The 17,256-nt window shown below is 35.3% G+C and carries 15 protein-coding genes; 13 read left to right on the forward strand and 2 right to left on the reverse strand.

Features of this window, described 5'->3' with window-relative positions:
* Positions 1-166 precede the first annotated feature (166 nt).
* From kaiC to AC3Y25_RS19180, 7 genes are all read left to right on the forward strand, one after another.
* Positions 167-1,840, forward strand: coding sequence for a circadian clock protein KaiC (kaiC, locus tag AC3Y25_RS19150; RefSeq protein WP_489903839.1), 1,674 nt, complete (start codon positions 167-169; stop codon positions 1,838-1,840).
* Between the two features lie 5 nt (positions 1,841-1,845).
* Positions 1,846-2,139, forward strand: a complete 294-nt coding sequence (locus AC3Y25_RS19155) for a circadian clock KaiB family protein (protein ID WP_095927489.1) — start codon at positions 1,846-1,848, stop codon at positions 2,137-2,139.
* Between the two features lie 2 nt (positions 2,140-2,141).
* Entirely contained in the window at positions 2,142-2,441 is a 300-nt protein-coding gene (locus tag AC3Y25_RS19160) for a circadian clock KaiB family protein (RefSeq protein WP_281632351.1), read from the forward strand.
* Position 2,442: 1 nt separating this feature from the next.
* A complete protein-coding gene (locus tag AC3Y25_RS19165; RefSeq protein ID WP_489903840.1) occupies positions 2,443-3,696 on the forward strand; it encodes a sensor histidine kinase in 1,254 nt (417 codons plus the stop codon).
* Between the two features lies 1 nt (position 3,697).
* Complete coding sequence (locus AC3Y25_RS19170) at positions 3,698-4,102, forward strand: response regulator (RefSeq protein WP_427873499.1); 405 nt, start codon at positions 3,698-3,700, stop codon at positions 4,100-4,102.
* An 89-nt stretch (positions 4,103-4,191) separates the two neighbouring features.
* Complete coding sequence (locus AC3Y25_RS19175; RefSeq protein WP_250835887.1) at positions 4,192-4,527, forward strand: winged helix-turn-helix transcriptional regulator; 336 nt, start codon at positions 4,192-4,194, stop codon at positions 4,525-4,527.
* Between the two features lie 405 nt (positions 4,528-4,932).
* Positions 4,933-6,009 carry a calcium:cation antiporter gene (locus AC3Y25_RS19180; protein WP_489903841.1) on the forward strand — a complete coding sequence of 359 codons (1,077 nt, stop codon included), beginning with the start codon at positions 4,933-4,935 and terminating at the stop codon, positions 6,007-6,009.
* A 73-nt stretch (positions 6,010-6,082) separates the two neighbouring features.
* Here AC3Y25_RS19180 and AC3Y25_RS19185 read toward each other — a convergent pair whose 3' ends face one another.
* A complete protein-coding gene (locus AC3Y25_RS19185) occupies positions 6,083-7,936 on the reverse strand; it encodes a peptidase associated/transthyretin-like domain-containing protein (protein ID WP_489903842.1) in 1,854 nt (617 codons plus the stop codon).
* 338 nt (positions 7,937-8,274) lie between these two features.
* Between AC3Y25_RS19185 and gndA the strand changes: the two genes are divergently transcribed.
* The 4 genes from gndA (at position 8,275) to AC3Y25_RS19205 (ending at position 14,005) form a co-directional block, all read left to right on the forward strand.
* The gene (gene gndA, locus AC3Y25_RS19190; protein ID WP_489903843.1) at positions 8,275-9,684 is read left to right on the forward strand and encodes an NADP-dependent phosphogluconate dehydrogenase; all 1,410 of its coding nucleotides are present in this window, start codon (positions 8,275-8,277) and stop codon (positions 9,682-9,684) included.
* A gap of 27 nt (positions 9,685-9,711) precedes the next feature.
* On the forward strand, positions 9,712-11,244 hold the full coding sequence (gene zwf, locus AC3Y25_RS19195) for a glucose-6-phosphate dehydrogenase (protein WP_489903844.1): 1,533 nt from the start codon (positions 9,712-9,714) through the stop codon (positions 11,242-11,244).
* On the forward strand, positions 11,225-11,941 hold the full coding sequence (gene pgl / locus AC3Y25_RS19200) for a 6-phosphogluconolactonase (protein ID WP_489903845.1): 717 nt from the start codon (positions 11,225-11,227) through the stop codon (positions 11,939-11,941). The genes zwf and pgl overlap by 20 nt, the downstream gene beginning before the upstream one ends.
* A 339-nt stretch (positions 11,942-12,280) precedes the next feature.
* The gene (locus tag AC3Y25_RS19205; protein WP_489903846.1) at positions 12,281-14,005 is read left to right on the forward strand and encodes a tetratricopeptide repeat protein; all 1,725 of its coding nucleotides are present in this window, start codon (positions 12,281-12,283) and stop codon (positions 14,003-14,005) included.
* 218 nt (positions 14,006-14,223) lie between these two features.
* Here AC3Y25_RS19205 and AC3Y25_RS19210 read toward each other — a convergent pair whose 3' ends face one another.
* The gene (locus tag AC3Y25_RS19210; RefSeq protein WP_489903847.1) at positions 14,224-15,261 is read right to left on the reverse strand and encodes a succinylglutamate desuccinylase/aspartoacylase family protein; all 1,038 of its coding nucleotides are present in this window, start codon (positions 15,259-15,261) and stop codon (positions 14,224-14,226) included.
* Positions 15,262-15,564: 303 nt separating this feature from the next.
* Here AC3Y25_RS19210 and AC3Y25_RS19215 point away from each other — a divergent pair, with 303 nt between their 5' ends.
* Both AC3Y25_RS19215 and AC3Y25_RS19220 read left to right on the forward strand, forming a co-directional pair.
* Positions 15,565-15,924: a hypothetical protein gene (locus AC3Y25_RS19215; RefSeq protein WP_489903848.1), complete on the forward strand. Its 360-nt coding sequence runs from the start codon at positions 15,565-15,567 to the stop codon at positions 15,922-15,924.
* 229 nt (positions 15,925-16,153) lie between these two features.
* Complete coding sequence (locus AC3Y25_RS19220; RefSeq protein ID WP_250835869.1) at positions 16,154-17,248, forward strand: efflux RND transporter periplasmic adaptor subunit; 1,095 nt, start codon at positions 16,154-16,156, stop codon at positions 17,246-17,248.
* The last annotated feature ends 8 nt before the right edge of the window (positions 17,249-17,256 follow it).

Below are 17,256 nucleotides of genomic sequence, written 5' to 3' on the forward strand. Positions count from 1 at the left end.
GTATTCTTTAGATTTTTGGTTAAAATTCTTCGATTTATTTAGATTTTTAAATCAATTCTCTTAATTTTTTTTTAAAACTTCATTAAACGCCTGTTAAATCTTAATCAGAATTCATTGAAAATTCTGCAGAAAAAGGTATATTTGAGTAATACAGAAATTTATTATCGTGCAAGAAAAAACAAAATCACATAGTTTTATATTTCCAAAAACTCCTACTGGAGTTGACGGATTAGATGAGATTACAGAAGGTGGATTTCCGAAAGGACGACCAACTTTAATCTGCGGTGGAGCGGGATGCGGTAAGACTTTATTGTCTATGCAGTTCCTTATAAAAGGAATTACAGAGTATAACGAACCAGGAGTTTTTATGTCTTTTGAAGAACCTTCAGACGACTTGACTCTAAATGTTAAATCATTAGGCTTTGACCTTGAAAAACTTAAAAAAGATAAAAAGCTTGTTGTAGATCATGTTCGCGTTGAAAGATCAGAAATTGAGGAAGCGGGCGAATACGATCTTGACGGCTTATTTATTCGTTTAGGACATGCTATTGATTCTATAAAAGCGACTCGTGTTGTATTGGATACCATCGAATCGCTGTTTGCTGGTCTGGACAATCAGGCCATTTTACGGGCAGAATTACGAAGATTATTCCATTGGCTTAAAACCAAAGGCGTAACTGCCGTTATTACAGGAGAACGCGGCGAGGCTACACTAACCCGCCAAGGTCTGGAAGAATACGTTTCGGATTGCGTAATTGTTCTCGATCATCGTGTAATTGAACAGGTTTCGACTAGAAGGCTTCGAATTGTAAAATACAGAGGTTCAACACATGGAACCAATGAGTATCCGTTCTTAATTGACGAAGACGGAATTTCAGTTCTTCCGATTACTTCTCTAAAATTGGATAACGAAGTTTCCTCAGATATTATCTCTACAGGTGTTCCGGGACTAAATGAAATGTTTCATGGCGGCGGTTTCTACAGAGGAAGTAATATTTTGGTTTCGGGAACGGCGGGAACGGCTAAAACGACAGTTGCCTGTTATTTTGCTAATGAACAATGCGAAAAGAACGAAAAAACGATTTACTTTGCTTTTGAAGAATCACCGCATCAATTGGTGCGCAACATGAAATCAATCGGAATTGATCTTGAAAAACACATCAAAAAAGGCATTTTGCAAATACATTCTTCCCGTCCGTCATTAAACGGTTTAGAACTACATTTGCTTACGCTTAGAAAGTTAATCAAAGAATTTGAGCCTACTACCATTATTATTGACCCGATCAGTAATCTTATTTCGGTAGGAAGTGAACACGAAGTGCGCTCTATGCTGGTGCGATTAATTGACATGCTGAAAGCCAATAATATTACGGCCATGTTTACGTCGTTAAACAAACAAACCGACACCGTTAGACCTGATCTGGCAGAAGAATCGGTTTCGTCATTGGTGGATACCTGGATTACGGTTCGCGATATGGAAGGTGTTGGCGAAAGAAACCGTGGTATTTTTATCATCAAAGCGCGCGGAATGGGGCATTCTAACCAAGTTAGAGAATTTGTCATAACGAGTAACGGAATCGAATTGCTAGATGTAGAATTAGGTCCGCAAGGAATTTTGACGGGAGCAGCAAGACAATCTTATCAATTCAAAAAAACCATCTCGGATATTAAGCTTCAAAACGAAATTAGCCGAAAAGACAGGGAGATTGAGCGTAAACGCAAAGTCCTTGAGGCGAATATTGAAGCATTGAGAACAGAATTTGAATCGGCTGAAGAAGAACTAAGCATCCTTAAAGCAACAGAAGAATTGCAGGAAAAACTGTCTTCTAAGAAAAAATAAATAAAATGAAAAAAGAAGTAGCCGAATGGCAATTATTGCTTTATATAGCAGGGCAAACGCCAAAATCGATCAAGGCGCTGGAAAACATAAAGAAGTATGCCGAGGAGCATTTAAAAGGAAAATACAGCATCGAGATTATCGATTTGCTGAAGAATCCGCAATTGGCAGAAGGCGATCAGATTTTGGCCGTACCTACTTTGGTGCGTAAATTTCCCGAGCCTATTCGTAAAATTATAGGTGACCTTTCTAATGAAGAAAGAGTGCTTGTAGGGCTGAACATCAAACCTATAAACTCTTAATCATGGAAGATTCATCTGATGGCACTAGTACAACCAAACATAAGTTTATGCTTTTTGTTTCAGGTATGTCTGTTAAATCAGGACATGCAATCGAAAATATACGCAAAATTTGCGATACCTATCTCACCAATAATTATGAATTAGAAATTGTTGATATCAGCCGTGATAAAGAACTGGCTGTGATTCATCAAATTGTAGCCATTCCTACCTTGATCAAAACACATCCAGAACCTAAAAGAATCATTTTAGGAGATTTATCAGATAAAGAAAAAGTATTATACATACTTAATATAAGCAAATAAATTGAAGGAAGATAAAAAAAATATTGCCGCTCTATTAGCCGAAATTGAGTCATTGAAAGAAGAACTTTATGAGTCAAACAGTATTGTTAATGCTATAAAACAAGGAGATGTTGATGCGCTTGTGGTAACCAGTAATGGAGTTCCCGAACTATATTCTCTAGAAACTGCCGATTACACGTATCGTCTTCTTATAGAAAAATTCGGTCAGGGTGCATTGAGTATTTCAAGAAATGGATTGATACTCTACTGCAATGAGCAATTTTCAAAATTAGTCGGTCTTCCTTCAGAAAAAATAACAGGAACGTACATTTATGAATATTTTACAAACCAAACGCAGTTTGTTTCTCTTATAGAAGCACTGAGATATGGAATTACTAAACATGAAATACTTCTAAAATCGGAGAATGAAAAGACTTTTCCAGCTTATATCGCTTTAACTGATTTGGAACCTTCTGTAGAAGCTATTGGTGTTGTGATTACCGATTTGACCGAAAAGAAAAAGCATGAAGAAGCTTTAATTCGCCATCAGAAAGAATTAGAAGAAAAAATAAACGAACTGAATAAAATCAATCGTAATCTCGAGGAATTTATTCATGTGATCTCCCACGATTTGAAAGAACCGTTGCGGAAAATTGTTATGAATACCAGCAGAATTGACGGAAGCTATTTTAAAGAAGCCGATACAAAAGCTATAAATGTGATGAAATTATCGGCTCTAAGATTAAATTCGCTTGTAGATGATTTAGTGCAGTATTCTTCGCATACCGCGCAGGAAGAACGAACAGAAATAGATTTAAGAACCATCATCTCGGAAGTTATTGAGGATTTTGAAATTATTATTGCTGATAAAAAAGCCGTTATCAAAACAGGAAAACTTCCCATTATTAAAGCTTCTCGCGTACAGATGAGACAGCTTTTCTCTAATCTTATTTCAAACGCCATTAAATATAGTAAAACAGATATTGCTCCTATAATAGAAATTTCACAGGAAGAAAATTTAGATAGTGAAATACCGAATCAAAATGCTAAATTTGTAAAGGTTCAGATAAAAGACAACGGTATTGGAATGGAAGAAAGCCATTTGCTTAAAATATTTGTCATTTTTCAGCGCCTGCATGCCAGAAACGAATACTCAGGAAATGGTATTGGCCTCGCGATCTGTAAAAAGATAATGGAAAACCATTCTGGAAATATTACCGTTGAAAGCACATTGAACAAAGGAACCATATTTAACCTTTACTTCCCGATTTTATAAAATGCCGGAAAAATATAATTTACATATCGTAATTGCTGAAGATGACATAGATGATGCAGATGTTATTACAGAAACTTTTACCAAAAATCCAAATTTTAGCAAAGTCAGTCTTGTTGCCAATGGCGAGGAACTGCTTAATTATCTAAAAAACGGTTCGAACGAAAATCCAGATGTTATTCTTACCGATATCAATATGCCCATTATTGACGGTATTGAAGCTTTGCAAGAAATTCTTAGCAATGATGAATTAAAAAAAATTCCGTGTTTTGTTTATTCCACAAGCATTAATCCTTCTTACAAAGAAAAATGCGATGATATGGGCGTAAAAGCCTACTTAATTAAACCGTACTCTTTTGAAGCTTTCGCTGAAATTCCGAAAACTATTTTGAGCATTATTGAAGCTTAAATTTCGTTTCATCTTTATTTTTTTCATTATTTTAGATTTATGGTATAACTTTGTAACCAGTAGATTTTCTAAACTAATGCTGTTTTGTTATGGAAAGAAATCAGAAAGAAGAAGTACAAGCGCTTCAGGACACTTTACATGTTTTGGGCGGAAAATGGCGTTTGCCCATCATTAATTCCATCTGTAACGGAAATAACCGTTTCAGGGAAATCGAACGCAGTATTCCGGGAATTACGACACGTATGCTTTCGCGAGAACTCAAAGAAATGGAAATCAATATGCTGATCAAAAGAACTGAAGACCGCGATGCCGAAATTCAGGTTAAATACGAATCGACGCCGTATTGCAAATCTTTTGGCCCTGTAATCGAAGAAATGATCAAATGGGGAAAATCGCATCGTAAAGAGATTATTCGAAATTCTTAATTATTTTAAACACATAGAAACATAGATTTTTTATTTGAGAAAGAATTTAAAAAGAAACTAGTTTCTAACACATAGTCTCAGTACGAAGCCAACTTTGTCAAAGTTTAAACCTATGTGAATTAATGTGAGTGAAACGCCTTTACCTAAAATCTAAAACTATGTTTCTATGTGTTTAGAAAGAAATCAACACGAAGCCAACTTTGTCAAAGTTCAAAACTTTGACAAAGTTTAAGCTATCAACAGAAAATCACATAGAAAGAATCAAAACACTTTCAAATAAACTTAAAAAGCGCTTAAAAATGCTTTTTTTTATCATTTTTAGCTATAAAAGTTCTATCTTACAAAAAAGGCAAAAGCCGATTCTGTTGGCCCTATCGGCAGTATAAACTTTAAAAACTACAAAAAATGAAACAACTATTACAGTGGACCATCATTATTCCAATCCTTTCGTGGGTTCTTTTATTTAGCGGACTGATCGCCGACAGCAGCTTATTTCAGATTGTTGCTAGTATATTGCTTATTCTGAGCGTAATGTCTGCCGTACATCACTCCGAAATCATTGCAGAACGCGTGGGAGAACCGTACGGAACCATAATTTTGGCTATTTCTATTACTGTAATTGAAGTTTCTATTATTGTTTCTTTAATGCTTTCTGAAGGTTCTGAAGCCGCTTCTTTGGCCAGAGACACCGTTTATGCCGCCACGATGCTGATTCTGAACGGAATTATTGGATTGTGTCTACTTATTGGAAGCATCAAACATTACGAACAGAATTTCTCTACTTCTTCGGTAACGATTGGTTTGGTTTCGCTTATTTCGATTATTGTATTTACGCTGGTTTTCCCCACTTTTACAGAAAGTGTTCACGGATCTTATTATTCGACGCCTCAATTGATCTTTGCTTCCATTGCCTGTCTGGTTATTTACGGTTCTTTTTTATTCGCACAAACCAAAGGATATCGCCAATATTTTCTAACCAATACCACGACTGAGGACGAATCTAAAACACATCCGATCGAAATTAATAATAAAACATTTTATACGAGTCTTGTTTTTCTATTAGTGAGTTTAGGAATTGTGGTCTTACTGGCCAAAACCCTCTCGCCTACTATCGAAACTATTATTATAAGTCACAATCTTCCAAAATCTTTGGTTGGGGTCGTAATCGCCATCATCATTTTATTGCCAGAAGCGATCGCAGCGATAATTGCAGCCAAAAAGAACCGATTGCAAACGAGTTTAAACTTAGCTTTAGGTTCTGCTCTTGCCAGTATTGGTTTGACTATTCCAACTGTTGCGCTCGTTTGTATCCTAATGGGAATTCCAATTGTTTTAGGACTTGATATTAAATCAATTGTCCTTTTGGCACTGTCTGTCTTTACGGTAATGCTTTCTCTGAGCAAAGGAAAATCAAATATCGTTTATGGCGTTGTGCTTCTAGTCAATTTGTTTGCTTATATGTTTTTGATGATTTACCCTTAAAAGAATGGGATTTAAACACATAGCTTTAAAAAAGCCTGTAAAATTAATACTTACAGGCTTTTTTTATCATTTTTTAAAACAGCGTCAATCCAAAACTCCATCCTATCCATCCGAGAATATCTTTGCTGTTATTGTTGATTATCGTATAGCGTTTGGTACGATCCTGAACGAATGCAGAAGTATTTAAATTGCCGTTTTTATCTTGTTTCTCAGACCAATAAAAATTTAAGGAAGGTCCTGCAGATAGCGCTACACCTTTACATAATTGAAAAGAAAAGGAAGAATCAAATTTAGATAAGGAATTATAAATGTCCCAATTTCCTAAATAAAGATACTGCGTGCTAAATTCGGGATTAAAAGCGAAACGTTTCCCTAACGGAATGTTCTTTCCTAATCCGATTCCGAAAGAGAATAGCTTTTCTTCATCGTTTCTATCGCTTCTTCCCGCCATTAAAATGGTATACATTTTATGGTCTCCTGTTTTTACAGCAACATTTATATCTGAAATCTCATTGCTTGTAATACTAATCTTTTTATAACCGCCTTTTTTAAAGTTTAACAGACCAAAACTATAACCAGACGGTGAATCTGTAATGTTGACCAATCCAAATTGTACTCCATTTAATTCTTTGGCATAATTAAAAAGTCCCGTAATTTGAGCACCACGCACAGTATCTTTTCCAATATTGTAAATTCCCGAAAACTGTAATCCGTTTTGTGAACCCTTTACTGTATTACCAATTCCTGCAATTTGAAGCCCTTTAGAATCTTTATATACATTGTTGTAGATACCGCCCATTTGCAAACCGACTTGCGAACCTTTTACACTATTATGAATACCACTTACTTGCAATCCTCTTAAATTGCCAAAAACATTATTATAGATTCCGGCTAACTGAATTCCGTTAACAGATCCTCCAACGGTATTAAATATTCCGGCTATTTGAAGCGCGTCAACATTCATACGATTAATATTGTAAAGTCCTGCCATTTCAAGTCCGCGAACTCCAGCATTATAACCTCCTAATATATTTAGCGAAAAATTATTGACAATTTGCGTATTCAGCATTCCTCGCGTGCTGATACTTGGAATTAAAGAAGCCTGCAAAGGAACCTTAGAAATAAATCCTCCCAGATTGAGCGCTTGTATTTTTTGTTTGGAAGAAATAAAGAAACGGCCGATTCCTGATCTTTCAATTTCAGAAAAATCGCCATCGATATAATCTGTTTTATTCTTTTTATCTCCCATCTGAATTTTAATTTCAGAAAGAAATACCATCGTTACCGTTTTATAATTCTCCTTAACTGCTGTAAGTTCTATAGCTTGAGGTGCATTTTTTAATCGAAGTTCAAAAAAACCATCTTTATTCGTTAAGGTAGATACTAGTGCATTCTTCTCTAATACACTCACATTTTCAATACGATTATTGGTTTGTGTATCTACAATATAACCAATTACAATTTGCTGTCCGTCACTCAAAACAGTGTTTTTTTCTAACACAAGAGCAAGTTCCAAAGGAGCATAACGAACAATAATAAATCCTGGCGATTCTTTAAACTCATATTTGGCACCTAGTAACTGATCCAGAACTCCTTTTATCGTATTATTATCGGTATGAATACTAACGACGCTATCTTTTACAGCTAGTTTGCCATAATAAGCAAATCTGAAATTTCCTTTTTCTTCCATTAAGTCCAAAACGCTACCTAATGGCTTATTATCTGCCTGAATAGAAATTTCATTTTCTAGTACCGACTGTGCATTTGCTTTAAAAAAGATACCCGAAGTAAGGGTAAAAAAGATGGCTGTAAAAACAAACTTTATGTTTCTTGGCATAAAAAGGATATAATACTTTAATGAATTAAATCTTGGATCCAATGATTGGGTTTCCAAAATTACCTCAATTCCTATATTTTCAATAACCATTTTTATAATTTTTTACATCTTTTTTCTTACGAGCATGAAGATGCTGCTAATAAAAGTATTCGCAAATGGCATTAGCAGTATTACAACGATTTAGTTGAAAAACAGCGATAATAAGCGTAATTTTTACACATAAAAAGTATCACAATAAAGACCAAAACTGAACGATTTTACCCCTCATTTTTCAGCATTTTTCTCTAACTTAGCGCTCTACATTTTGAAATGTAAGATTAAAATAACCATTGTTTTTTGGCAAAACATTGAATGAAAAAGAATTACCATACTTTCTCTTACTTTTTGCTGCAAAAACATTCTTCTAATAATTTAGTTAATTGAAAACTATGAGCAAATTTGATTTTGGAATTGTAGGACTCGGCGTAATGGGTCGTAACCTACTTTTAAATATCGCCAGCCATAACTTTGCGGCTGCAGGTTTAGACTTAGACACCGAAAAAGTCAATTCTCTTCAACAAGAAGCCGATGCCGACCACACTATTGAAGCGACGACAGATGTAAAACATTTTGTAGAGCTTATTCAGCAGCCAAGAGCGATTATGTTATTGGTTCCTGCTGGAAAACCAGTTGACAGCGCTATCGCTAGCTTATTGCCTCACTTAGATAAAGGAGACATTATTATTGACGGTGGAAACACGTATTTTACAGATACAGACAGAAGATTTATCGAATTGTCTGAAAAAGGAATCCACTTCTTTGGAATGGGAATTTCGGGTGGTGAAAAAGGGGCTCGTTTTGGTCCTGCTATGATGCCGGGAGGAGATCAGAAAGCATATGAAAGATTACGCCCTATTTTTGAGGCAATTGCGGCAAAAGTAGATGGCGAACCTTGTGTTGAATATTTAGGAAATGGTTCTGCTGGAAACTACGTGAAAATGGTTCACAACGGAATTGAATACGGAATTATGCAGTTGATTTCTGAGATTTATGACTTAATGAAAAGAGGTTATAACTTGGATGATGAAACGATTCAGAAAACTTTTGCTGAATGGAATCAGACAGATGATTTAAGATCGTATTTGATTGAAATTACTGGAAACATCTTAAAACAAAAAGATGAAGACGGAACACAATTAATCAACAAAATATCGGATTGGGCAAGATCTAAAGGAACAGGAAAATGGACTTCGCAAAATGCAATGGATTTACAAGTTCCAGTTCCAACAATCGACGCAGCGGTTAACATGCGTGATATGTCTAAAACAAAACCAGAAAGAATTGAAGCGGCTAAAAAATTAGTTTGGAACGCTGATGAAACAAATGTTCCGCAAAGCGAAGCCATTGCGGCTTTAAAATCGGCTTTGTATTTTTCTATCGTGGTAACTTACACTCAAGGTTTAGCTCAGCTTCACACCGCTTCTAAAGAATACAATTACGGATTAAATCTAGAGACAGTTGCTAAAATCTGGCGTGGCGGATGTATCATTCGTGCGACTATTTTAGAGGATTTCAGAAAAGCATACGTAGCAAAATCAGATTTGCCAAATTTACTTTTGGATGGCGGAATTGCTTCAAAATTAGTAGAAAACCAAGCAGGAATGAGAGCTGTGATTCAGTTCGCCGTTCAAAAAGGATTGCCTGTTTCAGGATTAATGAACTCGTTATCTTATTTTGATGCTTATAGATCTGCTAATCTTCCAACTAATTTAATTCAGGCACAGCGTGATTATTTTGGAGCGCATACTTACGAGCGTATCGATAAAGAAGGCGTTTTCCATACCCAATGGGCTGAATAAACAATTAAAGCAACACAACTACACACAATGACTAAAAATAAACTAAAGAATCCAACCATCATTGTTATTTTTGGTGGAACTGGAGATCTAGCAAAGAGAAAGCTCTTCCCCGCTTTCCAAAATCTGTACCTTGACGGACGCATGTCTGAACAGTTTCAGATTATTGCTCTTGGTAGAGCTGAAAAAACCAATGAAGATTTTCGCGCTTATGTAGCAGAAAATCTAAATCTGTTCTCAAGAAGAAAAGGAGTTGACGATCCAGAAACAGAAAAGTTTCTTTCGCATATCTCTTACCACAGTCTTGATATCGATAAAGAAGAATCATACTTTGGACTAAACGAAAAAATAAACGATTTTGACCTTGCTTTTGGCGAACGCGCTAATCGTCTTTTCTATCTTTCGATTACGCCTTCTTTCATTTCAACGATTTCAAGCAATATCAAGAAGATCGGACTTGCTGCTAATGCGAAACAAGATCGTATTATTATCGAAAAGCCTTTTGGTTACGATAAAGCTTCTGCAATCGAGTTGAATGAAATGCTTTCTCAGACTTTCAAAGAAGAGCAGATTTACAGAATTGATCACTATTTAGGAAAAGAAACGGTTCAAAATATCTTGGCTTTCCGTTTTGGAAATTCAATGTTTGAGCCATTATGGAGTCGTAATTTTATTGATTTCGTGCAAATTACCGTTGCAGAAGAAGTCGGCGTTGAAGAACGCGGCGGATTCTATGAAGGTGTTGGTGCATTGAAAGACATGATTCAGAACCACTTGTTTCAGATTTTATGTATGACCGCTATGGAAGCGCCTGCTTCTTTAAATGCTGATGACATTCGTAATCGAAAAGCAGATGTTCTAAAGTCAATTCGACGTATTAAACCAGAAGAAGTTGATCATTATATTGTAAGAGGTCAGTATGATGCTGGAGAAATAAAAGGAGTTCCTGTTCCGGGTTACCGTCAAGATAAAGGCATTGCGCCAGATTCTAATACAGAAACCTATGTTGCCATGAAAATCTATTTGGACAACTGGAGATGGCAGGGAATTCCGTTCTACTTGCGTTCAGGAAAAAGAATGGAAGAAAAACAATCTTCGATCATTATTCAGTTTAAACCAGTGCCACATTCTTCATTCTCATATGGAAAAGAAGGCATGACACCAAACCGATTGATTATCAACATTCAGCCTTCAATGGACATTAAACTGCAGTTTATGACCAAAAAACCAGGTTTATCCATGTCTTTAAGACCTGCTGAAATGGTTTTTGATTATTTTTCTTGTTCTACAATGTCGCCAGAAGCTTATGAAACCCTAATTGCAGATGCATTATTGGGAGATCCTACCCTATTTATGCGTTGGGATCAGGTAGAAGAAGCTTGGGATGCAATTGAAACGATTCAGCAAGTTTGGAAAACAACGCCTCCAAAGAATTTCCCAAATTACAAAGCAGGAAGTTGGGGACCTGAAGAAGCTGATGAATTGTTAGCGCGTCAAGGCCACAAATGGATTCCGAATACACAAACAAAAGAAGAAGTTTTAAATGATACAGATACACAATAATACAGAAGAAATTAATACTGCGGCTGCAGATCTTTTTGTAGAATCAGCTCAAAAAGCAATTGCTGCAAAAGGCCAATTTACAGTTGTACTTACAGGGGGTTCTTCTCCTGCTGGGATTTACAAATTATTAGCTTCTGATGCTTACAAAAACAAAATCGACTGGAGCAAGGTTTATATTTTTTGGGGTGATGAAAGATGGGTTCCACTTAATGATGATTTGAGCAATGCAAAAATGTCTTATTCGACTTTATTGAGCCACGTTCCTATTCCGCAAGAGAACATTTTTGAAATGTATAAAGATGGCGTTACACCAGAAGAATATGCTGCTGAATACGAAAAGTCTATTAGAAAAATTTTAGGCGAAGAAGGAAAATTTGACCTGATTCTTTTAGGAATGGGAGATGACGGACATACAGCTTCTCTTTTTCCAGGAGAAGCAGTTCTTGAAGAGCAAACTAAATGGGTTGATGCTTATTATTTAGCTCCTCAAAAAATGTATCGAATCACGCTTACTGCTCCAATAATCAATAAAGCAGAAAAAATTGTAGTGGTGGCTTTTGGAGAAAAGAAAATCAACGCTTTGAAAGAAGTGACAACTGGAGAATACAATCCGACTTTATACCCAATGCAATTGATTAAACCAGTTTCGGGCGAATTATTGTTTTTAGTGGATAAAGTTGCTGCGGGAACAAACTAAGAAATTATTTATTTCTATATAATTTAAGGTCTATACTGAAAAGTGTAGACCTTTTTTTTTGATAATTTTTTTCACGCAGATTTTGCAGATTTAAGCAGATCTAAACAGATTAATTTAAAAAAAAGTCTGCGAGAATCTGCTTAAATCTGCAAAATCTGCGTGAAACCTAAAGCCCAGCTACACAATCACAAAACACTGAAAAACAAATATTTACACAAACCTATTTCTTTTTTACTTAATTTTATTTAATACTCTCCTATTCAACCCATTAGATTATACGCATTAGTTTTCTTCATTAGAGCTTTTACACTGATTATATAATTTCAAATTCCTTTTGCAATGAAATATAATTACTTTCTAATTGCTGTTTTTTTTCTTTTTATTTCCTGTAAAGAAAAAAACACCGAACCCAAATCAGTTAAAGTCAGCGCTTCGCAAGGGTGCTATATTCCAAAAACGAACGATAAAGATTGGTACACCCAAAACAAAAAAGCGCCAAAATTTAAAGGTCTGGAAGGTGTAACGTTTAAAATTACAACCAATAATCCAGAAGCACAGGAATATTTCAATCAAGGAATGATGCTCGCTTACGGATTCAACCATGCCGAAGCTGCCAGATCATTTTATGAAGCTTCGCGTTTAGATCCGAATTGTGCCATGGCATATTGGGGATTTGCGTATGTTCTCGGCCCAAATTATAATGGCGGAATGGAAGAAGATAATTTTCAGCGTGCTTATGATGCGGCTCAAAAAGCTAAAAAACTTTCTGCCAAATGTTCTCCGAAAGAAATCGCTATGATTGATGCATTATTAGTCCGTTATGTTAAAAATCCGCCTGCTGATAGAAAACCACTTGACATAGCTTATGCCAAAGCGATGAAAAAAGTATACGCTCAGTTTCCTTCAGATCCTGATATTGGCGCGCTTTACGCCGAATCTCAAATGAATCTCCATCCGTGGGATTTGTATGAAAAAGGCACCGGAATACCTAAAAAATGGACTCCCGAAATACTTGCTGTTTTAAACGAATTGATTACAAAAAATCCGAAGCATACGGGCGCTCATCATTTTTTGGTTCATGCCGTAGAAGCTTCCGCCCAACCAGAAAACGGACTTAAAAGTGCTAAATTACTAGAAACTTTAGTTCCAGGTTCGGGGCATTTGGTGCACATGCCGTCTCATATTTACATTCGTACGGGAGATTATCATGAAGGCACGCTTTCCAACATTGAAGCGGTTCGAATTGATAGTTTGTATTCTACAGCCTGCAATGCACAAGGCGCTTATCCTCTAGCCTATTATCCGCACAATTATCATTTTTTGGTGGCTACCGCTGCTTTAGAAGGAAATTCAAAATTGGCTTGGAAATCGGCTCAAGTACTACAACAGCATATGTCTCCCAAAATTATGCGTGAGGCTGGTTGGGGCACTTTACAGCATTATTATAGCATTCCGTATTATATCGCTGTAAAATTTTCGATGTGGGATAAAATTATGGAGATTCCCCAACCTGAAAAAGATCTTGTATACCCGAATGCTATTTGGCACTATGCGCAAGGAATGGCTTATCTCGGAAAAAATGATATTACCAATGCCGAAAAACAGCTCGCGTCTCTTAATCAATTAGCCAAAGATAAAACCTTAAAAGAGGTTACTATTTGGAATATCAACACCACTTACGATCTTGTTCAAATTGCTGCCAATGTACTTTCAGCAGGAGTTGAAGCCAAAAAGAATAATCTGGATAAAGCAATTGTTCTTTTAAACAAAGCAATAACAATTGAAGATCAGTTAAATTACAACGAACCGCCGGATTGGTTTTTCTCTATTAGACATTATTTAGGCACAGTTTTACTAAAAGCTGGAAAATACATCGAAGCAGAAAAAATCTACAGACAAGATTTACAAACGCTCCCAAAAAACGGCTTCGCCTTAATCGGACTTTACAACTCTTTAGTTGCGCAGAAAAAAGAAAAAGAGGCTTTAAAAATTAAAACCTCTTATGATGATGCTTGGCAATATGCCGATTTTGAGATTAAGGATTCTTCTAGTATTTTGGAGTGATTTTAGTTTTTAAGATGTGATAGTAAAAAGTCAGAGACTTTTATTACGTTTAGAAATTCTAAGACCAAAAAAATTGCGCAAAGTCAGAGACATTTGAGCAGCTTTTTAATTTAAGTTTGAAACTCTTTGCAGAGCAAGGACTTCTTCTAGAATTATTGAGTGACAGCTTTTTTTACTTATTTAATATCGCCACAATGCGTTATAAGAATATTTTTGCTTTAATATCCAATACAAAAAACAGTCTCACCTTTATTCACTGGCGGAGTTCCAATTTTATATAAAACAATTCCAGTTGCGGGTGATTTAATTTCGATTAAAACCTTTCCAAATTCATTAGAAACAAATCCGATTTTATCGCCTTTTTTTATGTAATCTCCGCTTTTTAAAGTACTATTAAAAATTCCCGCAACTTCTGCTTTTACATACTCCTGATTGTTCAAATAAACGGCTGATGGATTTTTCGCAGAAGCTATTCCGTTGCTGTACATTTCCATGTAATTGAGCATATTATAAACTGCTTTTTTAATCAAATGTACCGCTTCTGTCTGTACATTTCCTAATTTTCCAGCTTCGATACTTAAAGCTGTTTTTCCGTTTTGGGAAGCTTGTTTGAAAGCATATTTTGCAGGTTCGGTTTTCGTAATCGTGTACGGATAAGAAACAATATGATTGATTCCTGAAATCTCTGAAAGTTTACTGCTTAAAAGCGTTTTCTTTTCTTCTGATGTATTATTGTAGTAACACACAAAGGGAAGCAAATCTTCATTGGCATCGCCTCCATGAATATCCAAAAAAACATCTGATTGAGGAATAATCTGCTTGGTGATATAATTAGCAATCTGTTCTGTAATAGTTCCTGTTTCTGAGCCTGGAAAAGCATTATTCAAATTTTTATGGTCTGACGGATTTACAAATGGTGTTCTTTTATAAAATGAACCGACATTGGTAATTGGAACCACAATCAAAGTTCCTTTCAACTTTTTGGGATCGATTTCTTTGATTAATTCCTGAACTGCTGTAATTGGCGGATATTCAAAACCATGTATTCCCGCAATAATGGTAAAAACAGGTCCCTTTTCTTTTCCAGAAAGTATCGTTACAGGCATGTAATTATAAGGCGAGTCTGTTTTGAAATGAACCAAAGTGTCGGTTCTTTTTGCAATGTTTTCTTTTATTAATTTTTCTAGATTTTGTCCATAACTAATTACAGTCATCAATAGCATTAATTTTGTTCCAAAAAGCTTTAAATAATTCACGTGGTATTCTTTTTATTATGGGAAACAAAGTTTGCTTCCTTATATTCTTATAGCGCAAAGATAAAAAAGTTTACTCTTTTACTAAATTCTCAAAATCCAATCGATACTAACTTATTAATAAGGAAGATACTAAAAAATTAAAACCCTAAAAACCAACTTCAAATATTATCAAATTTTTAAATCTCACGGTTTTTAGAAAAATTTTAAGAAACCTTACTTTTCAAATTACTATATTTGGCGCACTTTAAACAAATATATTCCCTCTTTTTAAGGAACAAAATTATATAATCTGCTGTACTGTAAATGAAACCCACCAAGTTCATATATGTCGTTTTACTATCGTTGCTTTCTTTTTTTAGAGGTACCGAGACGTATTCGCCGATTTATAGTGCTAGCAACTGCATTACCTTAGATAGTGTTGCAGCAGACGACACGCAGATTTTTTCTTCTGACTTTTCTTCTTCTAAAAATCTAGAAGTTCATTATAAGCTCAAAAAGAAAATGAAATGCAGAGCGACTACTTTGGAACAAAGTACGATTAAAGCTCCGTATTTTAGCAATTTAGTCAACTTCAAAGTCTATAAAGAGACTTTAATATATGGTATAGCTTCAATATACCACATCGAAAGACATCCTCATCTTCATTTGTATCAGCTTTTCTAGACTTTAAATTTTTGTCGTTTTTATATTTAGAATAATATCTCATTTGCTTATGCAATAGAGTTACTATTGCTATAAAAACATTCTCAAAACGGTACTTTTCTAACAGAGAAGCATCCAAAATCCATTTTTATCTTTTGTTTCGATTGTTTTCGAAAACAGAATCCAAATTCATACTCCCGATATTTTAGTATCAAGGGAGAAAATCTATTTATTCAAAAATTTAAACCTAATGATGAGCATTTATAAAAATCCATTTCTTTTATGCACCTTGGCTTTATTCGTTTTAGTCTCGTGCGGAGATAAATCAAAAAAAGATTCTAACAACATAAAAACGTTTCCTGTTTATAAGGTAACTCTAAAAGACACCATAGTTTCGAGCAAGTTTGTTGCCGATGTACATGCTAAAAACAATGTGGAAATTCACGTGCGTATTCCTGGTTTATTAGACAAAGTTTACGTTAGCGAAGGACAAAAAGTAAAAAAAGGGCAAATCCTTTTTAAAATAAGCGATGTTGAACTTCAGATTCAATTGCTAAAAGCCGAAGCCGTTTACAAAAGTGCAAAAGCCGATTTAAGAATTGCAACTGTAGAACTAGAACAGGCCCAAACCCTTTTTAATAAAAAAGTAATTGCAGACAAAGAATTAGAATTATCTAAAGCAAAAAATGATGCCGCTTCCGCGAAATTGGCTCACGCTGCTGCAGAAAGAAAAGCAATCAACCAACAGATTAGTTTTACCACAATCCGTGCGCCATTTGACGGAACAGTTGACCGTATTCCGTTTAAAGAAGGAAGTTTAGTAGAAAATGGTTCATTATTGACTACTGTTTCTCAGTTAGACGATGTGTACGCTTATTTCTCAATTCCAGAGAACACTTATTTCCAAATGATGGAAGACAAAACCTTAAACACGCAGGGCGATATTAGATTGGTATTGCCAAATGGACAAGTTTACGATCAAAAAGGAGAATTAAGAACTGCTGATGGAGATATCGACAAACAAACAGGTTCTATTCAATACAAAGCAAAATTTCATAATCCGCAAGGATTTATCAAACACGGAACTTCTGGAAAACTAATTATTTCAGAGCCAAAAACCAATGCAATTTTAATTCCGCAGAAAGCTGTTTTTTCTATTCAGGACAAACAATACGTTTTCCGCGTGAACAAAGATGGAGTAGTTAAAATGACGAATGTTACAATCGAAACGACTCTAGATGATGTGTATATCTTGAATGAAGGTCTAAAAAGCGACGACCTAATTGTGCAAGAAGGTACGCAATCATTGAGAGACGGCGATAAAATCAACATGAAACAAATGTAGGTTATTGA

Source organism: Flavobacterium sp. LK-23, assembly GCF_058135255.1.

Coding starts and splice junctions, on each gene's coding strand:
- zwf (WP_489903844.1), top strand. CDS start 9,712: ATGACTAAAAATAAACTAAAGAATCCAACCATCATTGTTATTTTTGGT.
- AC3Y25_RS19175 (WP_250835887.1), top strand. CDS start 4,192: ATGGAAAGAAATCAGAAAGAAGAAGTACAAGCGCTTCAGGACACTTTA.
- AC3Y25_RS19180 (WP_489903841.1), top strand. CDS start 4,933: ATGAAACAACTATTACAGTGGACCATCATTATTCCAATCCTTTCGTGG.
- AC3Y25_RS19220 (WP_250835869.1), top strand. CDS start 16,154: ATGATGAGCATTTATAAAAATCCATTTCTTTTATGCACCTTGGCTTTA.
- AC3Y25_RS19215 (WP_489903848.1), top strand. CDS start 15,565: ATGAAACCCACCAAGTTCATATATGTCGTTTTACTATCGTTGCTTTCT.
- pgl (WP_489903845.1), top strand. CDS start 11,225: ATGATACAGATACACAATAATACAGAAGAAATTAATACTGCGGCTGCA.
- AC3Y25_RS19205 (WP_489903846.1), top strand. CDS start 12,281: ATGAAATATAATTACTTTCTAATTGCTGTTTTTTTTCTTTTTATTTCC.
- AC3Y25_RS19185 (WP_489903842.1), bottom strand. CDS start 7,936: ATGGTTATTGAAAATATAGGAATTGAGGTAATTTTGGAAACCCAATCA.
- AC3Y25_RS19155 (WP_095927489.1), top strand. CDS start 1,846: ATGAAAAAAGAAGTAGCCGAATGGCAATTATTGCTTTATATAGCAGGG.
- AC3Y25_RS19170 (WP_427873499.1), top strand. CDS start 3,698: ATGCCGGAAAAATATAATTTACATATCGTAATTGCTGAAGATGACATA.
- AC3Y25_RS19160 (WP_281632351.1), top strand. CDS start 2,142: ATGGAAGATTCATCTGATGGCACTAGTACAACCAAACATAAGTTTATG.
- gndA (WP_489903843.1), top strand. CDS start 8,275: ATGAGCAAATTTGATTTTGGAATTGTAGGACTCGGCGTAATGGGTCGT.